The organism is Vibrio zhanjiangensis (assembly GCF_030161235.1).
GTDB classification, from domain to species: Bacteria; Pseudomonadota; Gammaproteobacteria; order Enterobacterales; family Vibrionaceae; genus Vibrio; species Vibrio zhanjiangensis.
Window position 1 is genome coordinate 1 of the sequence record NZ_BSPW01000015.1, and the last position, 9,346, is coordinate 9,346.

The 9,346-nt window shown below is 39.5% G+C and carries 11 protein-coding genes and 1 pseudogene; 4 read left to right on the plus strand and 8 right to left on the minus strand.

What is annotated here, in order from left to right; all coding sequences use genetic code 11:
* Positions 1 to 58 precede the first annotated feature (58 nt).
* Both QQK21_RS03655 and QQK21_RS03660 read right to left on the minus strand, forming a co-directional pair.
* Positions 59 to 724, minus strand: a pseudogene (locus QQK21_RS03655) (FAD-binding protein); the annotation flags it as partial.
* A 62-nt stretch (positions 725 to 786) separates the two neighbouring features.
* On the minus strand, positions 787 to 2,628 hold the full coding sequence (locus QQK21_RS03660; protein ID WP_284190845.1) for a carotenoid oxygenase family protein: 1,842 nt from the start codon (positions 2,626 to 2,628) through the stop codon (positions 787 to 789).
* A gap of 433 nt (positions 2,629 to 3,061) precedes the next feature.
* Here QQK21_RS03660 and QQK21_RS03665 point away from each other — a divergent pair, with 433 nt between their 5' ends.
* The 3 genes from QQK21_RS03665 to QQK21_RS03670 all read left to right on the plus strand — a co-directional run bounded on the left by QQK21_RS03665 (position 3,062) and on the right by QQK21_RS03670 (position 4,698).
* Positions 3,062 to 3,562 (plus strand): hypothetical protein, encoded by a 501-nt coding sequence (locus QQK21_RS03665; protein WP_284190846.1) that lies wholly within the window; start codon positions 3,062 to 3,064, stop codon positions 3,560 to 3,562.
* 491 nt (positions 3,563 to 4,053) lie between these two features.
* Positions 4,054 to 4,368 carry a DUF723 domain-containing protein gene (locus QQK21_RS22400; protein ID WP_488803714.1) on the plus strand — a complete coding sequence of 105 codons (315 nt, stop codon included), beginning with the start codon at positions 4,054 to 4,056 and terminating at the stop codon, positions 4,366 to 4,368.
* Between the two features lie 126 nt (positions 4,369 to 4,494).
* Positions 4,495 to 4,698: a hypothetical protein gene (locus QQK21_RS03670; protein ID WP_284190847.1), complete on the plus strand. Its 204-nt coding sequence runs from the start codon at positions 4,495 to 4,497 to the stop codon at positions 4,696 to 4,698.
* Positions 4,699 to 4,709: 11 nt separating this feature from the next.
* Here the strand turns inward: QQK21_RS03670 and QQK21_RS03675 are convergent, their stop codons facing one another.
* From QQK21_RS03675 to QQK21_RS03695, 5 genes are all read right to left on the minus strand, one after another.
* A complete protein-coding gene (locus tag QQK21_RS03675) occupies positions 4,710 to 5,450 on the minus strand; it encodes a substrate-binding periplasmic protein (protein ID WP_284190848.1) in 741 nt (246 codons plus the stop codon).
* Between the two features lie 113 nt (positions 5,451 to 5,563).
* Entirely contained in the window at positions 5,564 to 6,091 is a 528-nt protein-coding gene (locus QQK21_RS03680; protein ID WP_284190849.1) for a hypothetical protein, read from the minus strand.
* 394 nt (positions 6,092 to 6,485) lie between these two features.
* The gene (locus QQK21_RS03685; protein WP_284190850.1) at positions 6,486 to 6,935 is read right to left on the minus strand and encodes a DUF302 domain-containing protein; all 450 of its coding nucleotides are present in this window, start codon (positions 6,933 to 6,935) and stop codon (positions 6,486 to 6,488) included.
* Positions 6,936 to 7,048: 113 nt separating this feature from the next.
* On the minus strand, positions 7,049 to 7,192 hold the full coding sequence (locus QQK21_RS03690; RefSeq protein WP_284190851.1) for a hypothetical protein: 144 nt from the start codon (positions 7,190 to 7,192) through the stop codon (positions 7,049 to 7,051).
* A 148-nt stretch (positions 7,193 to 7,340) separates the two neighbouring features.
* Positions 7,341 to 7,868, minus strand: a complete 528-nt coding sequence (locus QQK21_RS03695; RefSeq protein WP_284190852.1) for a Dabb family protein — start codon at positions 7,866 to 7,868, stop codon at positions 7,341 to 7,343.
* 257 nt (positions 7,869 to 8,125) lie between these two features.
* On the opposite strand from QQK21_RS03695, the gene QQK21_RS03700 reads away from it, so the two are divergent.
* The gene (locus QQK21_RS03700) at positions 8,126 to 8,653 is read left to right on the plus strand and encodes a DUF2726 domain-containing protein (protein WP_284190853.1); all 528 of its coding nucleotides are present in this window, start codon (positions 8,126 to 8,128) and stop codon (positions 8,651 to 8,653) included.
* Positions 8,654 to 8,676: 23 nt separating this feature from the next.
* On the opposite strand, the gene QQK21_RS03705 is transcribed toward QQK21_RS03700, so the two are convergent.
* Positions 8,677 to 9,315, minus strand: coding sequence for a substrate-binding domain-containing protein (locus QQK21_RS03705; protein ID WP_284190854.1), 639 nt, complete (start codon positions 9,313 to 9,315; stop codon positions 8,677 to 8,679).
* Between the last annotated feature and the right edge of the window lie 31 nt (positions 9,316 to 9,346).

Here is a 9,346-nt window from a genome sequence, read left to right on the forward strand (position 1 = left end):
CATAAGCTGGATCAACCACTTAAGGAATTAGTTTATGTGTCCAACCATTGGGGTCCACTTCTCGATACCCTGTAACTTCTGCTTTAACCTTAAATGCTTCTTCTATAGCAAGAGTGACTTCTACAACGACACCCAATACACCTAAGTTTACCCTTGCCGCATCTAACAAGTCCCCACTTAAAACACGGACGTTACCTTCACCATCGACTATCTTAATCTGTGTCACATAATCTGCGAGCATGTTGCTAGGCTTTTCTAAAGTAGAGCCATGAGTTCCGCTACCAAGCATGCCTCCAACGGTAAAAATAGCCAGCTCTGTCACCATGTTAATGGCATAGCCTTGTCCACGCAGAAAGTCATTTAGATCGTTAAACCTCATTCCGGCTTCGACAGTAATACGGCGATTATTGGCATCAAAATGGACAATTTTGTCCATATTTTTTAGGGTCAATTGGACTTGTCCATCGCCTGCACAAGCCGCATCTATCTGACTGGCAAATTTCCGATTGCCTGTCATCACTTTCTTTCCACGCATTAATGCATCTTTGACGATCTCCTGAACACCTTCAATTGAATTCGGGTCATAGATGGCCTCTGGGTGGCAGGTATAAGTTCCTTGATAGTTGGAGAGCTCTGTTTCCGCCTCTCCGCTTTGAAGAGCGTAGGCTGTTCCTATTGCGGCCATAATTAGCGTTGTACTTAACGCCAAGGTCTTAAGTTTCATTAAATCTTCCTTTTTTAAAATACTCAATTCCATTCGGTTTTCATACTTACCTTGTCAATAAGCTAGCCGAATCTAGGTAGGATCTGCTGTTCAATAACTTGGCGAACAGCACGTCTATGTTTGGGAGCTCGACTTGCGAAAAACTCAGCGACATCCGCTTTATAAGCATTCATCGGCCTTGGTCCAATACTGGGGACCCACAGAGCGTGATTGGTGGTTGCAAAGTTTAATTCTGGATGACCTAGTATCGCCAATGGTCCTTGGGCAAGGTTTTGAGCATCAAATAGCCAAATTTCCTTACCATTACCGGACTGATTAGTCGGATTTTTGCGGACGACGGCGGTAAACACATAACCTTGATCTTGGTCGTGACTGTTTGGTTTAGCCATAAATTGCGGGGTTCTCATCACACAATCTTCAGGAAACTGATAAGCATCCGTCACTGACATCTGCCGGCAATCCATATGTATTAGTGCAGAAGGTTGATCTTGTTGAGGCAATGAGTCATTGGTAAAAAGCCGGTTAGGGTAGTGCTCATATGCATCTGCGACGCGTTCGATGACATGACTTTTTCTGTAGCCAACGGCGGCCCAGTATATGTGATCAAATTGTTCGGGGAATTGAAAGTGCCCGCGGTAAGCTGGATCGTTCATATCCCAGAATAGCTGATCATCTCTGATCAATCTAAAATCACCAGCAATTTCTCTTACTGAGTCACTTTGAACCTGAATTCTAGCGCGAACAAGACCACCGACATCAACGGGTGCAGCAGGGTATCCAGATAATCCGCTAGATACTCTTCCACCAAATAGTAACTTGTCTCTATTGTATAAAGGTTCTGATTTATCCATGGCCCCGAGGTATTGACCATAGATGGTTATTTCGTTGTCATAATCATCGTAATTGCACATAACATCAGAGGTGTCGAAATCGAGTTCGATATAGTCAGCTGTTACAATGTCACGACTTTCAAGCAAGTCTTTTTTGCGGATTACCCAAACAGGGGTTCGATGTTGTTGGGCATAAACAGAGCGAATACCAATCATTCTAAGGGGCTCAACTTGCGCAGCAGTCTCAAAAACGAGCACATGATTACGAGTGACTCCCAGTGAATGTGCGGTAGCTGCTATAAATGCAGGGCGTCCATCACGACCCACGATATTCCATCCACGAAGTTGATTCTGCTTATCCCACTTGAGAAGACGAATGAAACCGTTGTTTGTTCCTGTATTTGATATATTGCCACCGTAATTGATGGTGAAACATTCATCTGAATCTAGATCAAAGTAGGGGTGTCCTGTGGTGCGCACCTGTGGAAATAGCCACTTGTCTGGTGTGAAAGCGTCCATCCATGGAGGAAAACTACTCTGCCATTCATCATAGTGACCAATAGGAGTAATTAGGTCTAAGGTCATTGCATCGAATTCGTACGGTACACCGCCTTCATAACTGAGCGCAAATCGATTGTCGCCAAGGTAATTTGGAGCCGTATTACAATAGTTTACAAATCCCATGGTAGGACTGTGGTACGCCATACCACCCAATAAGTTAAATTTATCAGGCCAGTAATCGATGTGCTGTTGCATAATGGCAGAGGGAGTGTCGATCATTTTTCGAGTGAAGAGAGATTTATCCGCAGAAAAATCGATTCGGGTTAACGCACCTCTGCCGCTTGGACTTAAATGATTTTGTTCAAGAGGAATGCCTTCGGCAAAAAAAACATGGCCAGTAATATCATGTGGTAGCTGGCCATACAATAAATGCAGTTCACCGTTAGAAGGGGTGAAATCTGCGTGCATAATAGAATGTGGAAATAGCGAATTCTCACACTCAGTAGAAGCAAATAATTGGCTAGGTACAAATGCTGCACCAGCCAAACCTTTCAAAAATGTACGTCTTTGCATGTTGGTCTTATACGTTTATGAGTGAACACATTGAAATTAGGCGATTTGTATCGCCTTAATTGAATAAATTGATGAACTATGAATTGTGGCAAAGAAGTATTGAAATATTTTCTTTAATTACAAAGAACCAAGTCAATAATAGGATTGTTTTTTGAGTAATTGCATACATTTAGTGTTGAAGCTTAATTGCTAATATCGAAGCTTAGCATCGTCAGATGAAAAGTTAGATATTAGGTACTTTATGGTAAATTGATTATGTTGAATGATGACGCTAGGTGGTGTGGCAGTGGTGCATTGTGTATCTAGCAGTCTAATGTATGTCATTTAACATAACATACATAATGTGCATCAGTGATGTGAGTGTCTTCAGCAATACTCAACATTGTTGGTAGCTTCCAGTTTGTTTACAAACAACATTAATTATTGGTGAACTATGAACAACATTGTATTGAATTTTAGAGCTAAGGTCTGTAACAGCACCTCCTCTGCGATTGAACTAGGGAGAAAAACGGGAGATTTTTCTCTAGCAAAAAACATACTTAAAGTTAAACAAGACAGCAATACTAAAAAGTCCATTACTGCGCATACTTTCCGCATTCAAGCCGAAAATAAATCCGATAAATTGGACAAACTTTACCAGAAATTCGGGTATGATCATCATGACACCAAGACTTACGGAGTAAGCAAGCATCAACATAATCTGATGGTTAGGATAAATATTGCTAACGATACTCTTAAAAAAGCGGAAGCTAAAGTAGATAAATACAATCTACGTGATACCGAACTACAGCATAAGGCCAAGCAGCTTAATGATGCTCGTATTGACTTCAAAAACAATATAGAGCTTGTTTCTGGTCAAGACCTGATAAATGAATCTGGGATTAATATACTAAATAAGTATAATGCTTCTGATATCAGAGATTTGAAGTCATAAATCACAAAACCAATTGGGTGCGCTGTCATGGCATGTACGCCGCACACGGCGACAATGAGCTATGCCCTCGCCCCGCTTTGACTGCATCAAGGGTGTCAGTGCTGGCGCAATGGTACTGACACCAAACCACTCAACATAATGACGGACCACATAATACGCATTGAGTAGTCCATCAAACTCTGATGTGTACCAATGAGCATATTCTAATTAACAAATGGGACATTTTAAATTCCCATAAGCGACGAAATATTATCTACATCTACTATAGCACATTCAATGCCAACACTAGTTTATTAATGACACAAATAGCAGTAATAAGCGTGATTTAGGAAATAATTTCACAGTTTTTACGTTGTGCTAGACCTCTTCATCATCCGACAAATCTAAAATAGCTAACACCAAAATGCCACTACATGTATATCCATGCGCAACTACACTATACAAGCTAGGGAATGTTTTAAGTCAACTCATTAAGGTAGAACAGCACAATTATGGCTATACCTAAAAATACAACACAGCAATTTATTAAAAAATCGCGTCAAAAGTGGGGTAACAGATTTGGATATCAAAAAACACGTTACATCAATACTAGAACACCAGTTATATTATGGTGCAAAAAACATCAGTCATACTTTGAACAAACACCAAAGTCTCACTTTGCAACGAAGCATGAATGTTGCCCTATTTGCTACTCTTTGATTGCTGGATTTTATCAGAACCAATGGCGCTATAGGCCATCGCTTAAAAGAAAAGGCCCTAGTGCGCCTTATCTCATAGACCTAGTTTTTCGACTTCCTCATGAATAATCAAGTTCACCTGCCAATAGTGGCAATTATCATTGATATCAGCAATAATTTAAGCAGAGACATTTTGTATGGCCATGCTGTATGAGCTTTCTAGAGATGTTTGAATTTGTAAAAAGGAAAGATATTGTGCAAATAGCAGTCGTAGAAACGACTGAAGGCTGGATAATTACTGGGCATTCTTTTTCTAGAGGTGGTGAAATTCATCTTACTGTTTCATCAGGTGAAATCTTGGTGACGATCGATATGGAGCTCGCCTTAACTATCGCCAATCGTTTTAAATGCTCAACGATACGCATAGAGCACCTAGAACTAACAAAAACACATATCTAATGGCGCTACTGTCAGTTGGCTTTCCAATCTGTTAGTCCGTATTTCTGCATTATGCTGTTGACTTCACCCTGAGATCTTAGCTGTTTAATGCCTGTGTCTAAAGCACTTACTATACTTTGAGACTTGGGATTATTTGGGCCACAGGCTATGTAAAGGCTGTATTGCTCATCGACTGTTCCAGCAGAAACGATCTGGCCGGTCAAATTCATTTCTTTCAATTTAGCATCCATAACTAGCTTTGAGTCAATCACAGCATCAATACGTTTCGACTGAAGTTTCTTAATATTCTTCTCCAGTGCATTGTTGCCGGCCATCGCTTGTCCATTGCTTTCCAACCAATCATCAATAATTTCACTGTAGCCATAACCAGATATGATACCGATTTTCTTGCCGTTTAAGGATTCCACATTATCAAACTTCCAGCTATCGCCATTGTTAACGTAAAAAGTCATGTGATCGCGTGCGTATTCTTCCTTTCCGAAAACAAAATCAGGAACTTCTTCTGAACTAGCGCCAACAATACAATCGATTTTTCCTTCACGGGCCATAAATATGGCTCGTTCCCAAGGTACTATTTTATAGTCAAGAGACATTCCGCTCACAGTCAGAGCCTTGTCTGCGATTTCAATCATAAACCCTGGAGTTGCGCTATTTGGCTCCCCGTTCATCGGAAACCATTCATCAGCACCAATAGTCACGGTTTGCGCACTACATACCGCAGGCAATAAAAGTAACAATAAAGAGTATTTCATAGTACGAACACCTAGTTAGATATTGCAGTGATTGCTTATGAGTATAGATGACTGTCCAACATTTGGTTAGAACGAAGCTATTTATAATTCAGTGTTTATTTAAAAAATTTCTATTAATGAGAATTTTGTGGCCCAATCACCATTGAGGCTGATAAATCATTCAGCCAGTATTTAAGCGCTTGCTGAAGTTCTTTTGATTGCGTGATAGCTTGTTCTATTTCGTCGAGTTCTCTATTTGTTAACGTTTTTGAGACACTATCTCTCAAAATACTATTTAAGTATTCAGGTGTTATCTTGTTATCTGCATCAAAGACTATCGATTCACCAGATTGCATCATTGACAGTTTTTTAATCAAGTCTTTAAGGCCTTTAACTAAAGCAAGTGCGATGGAGTCATTTGGGATGTTATTGAGTATGGTAAGAATGATTTGCGTTTTGAGTTTAGCCAGCAACATAGCGAGAATAAGTTGCTTAGAATCAGCGGCAAATTTATTCATAAATGTTAAAATTAGATCAATTCTTTCAATATCTTGTTCAATCTTCTGAATCGCTGTTCGCTCATTATGAGTTGTTGTGGAGACGGATTCACTCTTTGTTCCACTATCCCATGCTTGTGGTATAACGGTAATACTGTTGGGCATATGCTATGGTCTTAAAACGATTATCTATACCAGCCATAGTAGATGTATAAGTGCGGCTGGCAAGTGAATAAAAGTGAAGAGTTTACACATGCATATGAGTATCTATTTAAACATACTCAAGACTCCAATAAAGTCATTAAGCTTCTTTCCATTCTTGTCTAGACTCTTAATGGCACCTTCAATACCTCTTGGTTTATCTGTTGAAGTCATTTTCTGAGATGTCTGCTCTGCTTTTCTGGCCGCCGCAGCTTTAGATGCCCTTTTGTTTCGAAAATCTTCAGACTGTTGAGCCAAGGCTTTTGTGTATCTGGTTTTTATATTTTGTCATAACATTTCACATATAAATGCCATGACAAATTCATAAAAATCTAACAACTTATTACCTTATATAATGTTATTGCGCCGCTTGACTAGCTAAGTTATTTAATACCGCTCCTACCTTATCAATTATTGGGTCACACCCTTTAATATCATGGCGTTTCTTTAAATAGATAGGGTTGTTGTATGCAATCCAAGCGGTTCCCTGCTCATCTTCATAGATGAGTGCTTTTTGAGGAAGATCGATCGCCACATTTTGATCGCATTGCATAAGCTTTGTGCCCACTTTGGGATTGCCAAAAATTATCACTTCTGTTGGCCTAAGGGTCATCCCTACTTTCTCTGCATTCTCTCGATGGTTGACACGAGCAAAAATGTTAAATCCTTTTTTTTGGACTATGTCTACGAACCGATCTGCGGTTTGAGAGACTGAGTGCTGGCTTGGCACTATAATCAAACTCCCATCGGCCCAAGAGTAGAATGGAACAATGATTGTCGTTAATAGGATGATCGCTGTTTTGAACATAGATAGACTCACTAAATGGGTTTTGCTACTTGTTAGTATGAAGCCAAGAGTAAAACCCGCAAGTGACTTTTGTTCTGCTAAAACTGAAACCAGCCAGTTGCGGGGATTTTTTCTTAACTAATTCGATCCCAAGGACCTAGCGCAAATGAAGGCGCTTCATGTTTGATGACTTCTGACTCACGATTATCACTGTTCTGAGCAAAGGAGTATGAGCTTGATAGTAGTGCCACGATTGATACTAACTTTATTAGTTTCATAGAGATAAGTCCTCACTGTATTTATAGTATGAATTAAGAAAGTCACTATTAACACTAAACTCAAATAAATCGAATGAATATCATTTGTCGCCGGAAGAAAGATCACTTATTAAATAATAAGCAACACTATTTCAAGAGTCATGGTTGTTTACAGCTGGTAATCAAACACGAGCACACCGACATAGTCACTGCCATCTGGATTCTTTTGGACTTTTAAAAACGGACCAACAAAGTCCTTGTAGTCTTGATGGTTGTTATCAAAGTACTGAGAATCAGATATAGCTGGAGTTCCTACGTAATAATTGAGGTCCCCTCTAGATGCAAAACTTACAACAAACGCAAGGTCGTAACCTTTACCTTGCCCTTCTTTACTCATGTTATTGGTACCTACTTCTATATTTTCTATGTATTTTCTTCCGTCACGTTCACTGTTCTTCAAGCGAAGGAAGCGGTCAATAATTTCCTGTCGTTGCGACTGTGTGACATCTTCTTTTAGGTCAAAAAGTACTATGTGTCTTGTGAGGCCTTCAGCATACTGAGGCTGTGTTTTCTTAGCATAGCTTTCTACAGGGATCGGCTTAGGGCTGCTGGCATATTCCTCTTGATTATTGCTCTCGTGAGCTAAAACAGCGAAAGAAACTGTACTCAAAATACCCATCATCAAAGAAATCTTCATCAATATTTTCCTCTATTAGCTGCAATCAGATCTATGAAGACCTAGTGAGTATTTCAATAATTTCAAATTTGCTCAGGATATCTTGTATTTTGGAAGATGGCTTCCAAATTAACGATATAAGCCTTACTAAAAGTAAGTATAAGGTTGATCAATACTGAATAATCCGTAGCCAATTTATAAATGCATTGGTTGAGATTATCGAAAGTGCTTAAATAAAGAAGTGTTTTTGATGGCAGTCATTTATAGGGATGTAAACTATGTTTTTGCTTGTTCTTATCATACTTTTTGCGGCTTTGATCTTTGCAATATCTTTATTCACTCGCTCAAACCAAGCATCATTACATGACCAACAAATGGCCCCTACTCCCGTTTATCAATATGATGTACGGACTTCATTGGCAAATCCTGAAGAGCTTAAGTTCTACCGGGCACTTAAGCATGCTGTAAAAGGTAAGTATGAGGTTTTTATCAAAGTTAAGGCTATAGACGTGATGGTTCCTAGGGAGGGAATTTACAATAGCAATGAGCGACAACGAGCGTATAACAAGCTTTCACGACAGTATATAGACTTTGTACTTTGTGATCCTTTATCACTTGAAGTTCACACCTTGATACAATTCAAGAAGCGAGATTTAGAAAAAGGTCGCTATCTCGAACGAGCTGCTGAAACCGCGGGGCTAAAGGTGAAATGGTTTGCGATTGCTGAATCCTATGATCTTTACGAAATAGAACGAGCACTATGCGAAGACCGTATTGCCGAAGAAAGTCTGTATACCATTAATTAGACAGAACTTAACTAGCCTAAAACTCATTTTTTTGTGCAGGTTTGGTAGTTTTGGGGATTACAATATGTCATTGGGATATATTGTATTTCCTTGACAGATTTCTTGTTTGCGAGCTTGTAAAGAGTCATTATCGCTTGTTTACCCATTTCAAAAGGGTTTTGGCCTACGTTAGTATGCGCAAGCCCATCTTTCAAATACATCAGTTGCTTATCAGCAGTATCAGCAAAAATGATGACTATCTCTTTGTTCTGGATCTCTTGCCTATACGGTTCAACTACCTCTCTATACCCTTCTGAAAACTGAGCCCAACCAGCAACACTGACGACTGCGTTTATTCCTCTCTCTTTGTGGGAATATAATACATTCTTGAGATCTTCTAGCGCCGTTGAAAACGAGTCAAAATTATAAAGCGGATTTGAAGATTCAGTCCAACCGTTTTCTCCTTTCAAACGCTTTCCAGGAGGTGATTCATACTCTTTTTCAGATAACGCTGAGCGTAAACCCATTATTCTTAGATTTAGGTTGGGAGAATCTGAGCGCCCACTTTGAATAATAATATTGCCACCATTGGGTAACTGAGATTTTAAAGCTTTACCAAGCTCTTTTCCTAGCTCGTAGTTATTTGTTCCTATTGCATATTTCGGAGCATTCCGATCAGTTATTTCGGGATTATCCGATCACCCATTTCGGTTT

What these genes read in the sequence shown, in the direction of transcription:
- QQK21_RS03665 (WP_284190846.1), top strand. Translation starts at nt 3,062, where the DNA reads ATGAACAACATTGTATTGAATTTTAGAGCTAAGGTCTGTAACAGCACC.
- QQK21_RS03695 (WP_284190852.1), bottom strand. Translation starts at nt 7,868, where the DNA reads ATGAAGATTTCTTTGATGATGGGTATTTTGAGTACAGTTTCTTTCGCT.
- QQK21_RS03700 (WP_284190853.1), top strand. Translation starts at nt 8,126, where the DNA reads ATGTTTTTGCTTGTTCTTATCATACTTTTTGCGGCTTTGATCTTTGCA.
- QQK21_RS03690 (WP_284190851.1), bottom strand. Translation starts at nt 7,192, where the DNA reads ATGAAACTAATAAAGTTAGTATCAATCGTGGCACTACTATCAAGCTCA.
- QQK21_RS03660 (WP_284190845.1), bottom strand. Translation starts at nt 2,628, where the DNA reads ATGCAAAGACGTACATTTTTGAAAGGTTTGGCTGGTGCAGCATTTGTA.
- QQK21_RS22400 (WP_488803714.1), top strand. Translation starts at nt 4,054, where the DNA reads ATGGCTATACCTAAAAATACAACACAGCAATTTATTAAAAAATCGCGT.
- QQK21_RS03685 (WP_284190850.1), bottom strand. Translation starts at nt 6,935, where the DNA reads ATGTTCAAAACAGCGATCATCCTATTAACGACAATCATTGTTCCATTC.
- QQK21_RS03675 (WP_284190848.1), bottom strand. Translation starts at nt 5,450, where the DNA reads ATGAAATACTCTTTATTGTTACTTTTATTGCCTGCGGTATGTAGTGCG.
- QQK21_RS03680 (WP_284190849.1), bottom strand. Translation starts at nt 6,091, where the DNA reads ATGCCCAACAGTATTACCGTTATACCACAAGCATGGGATAGTGGAACA.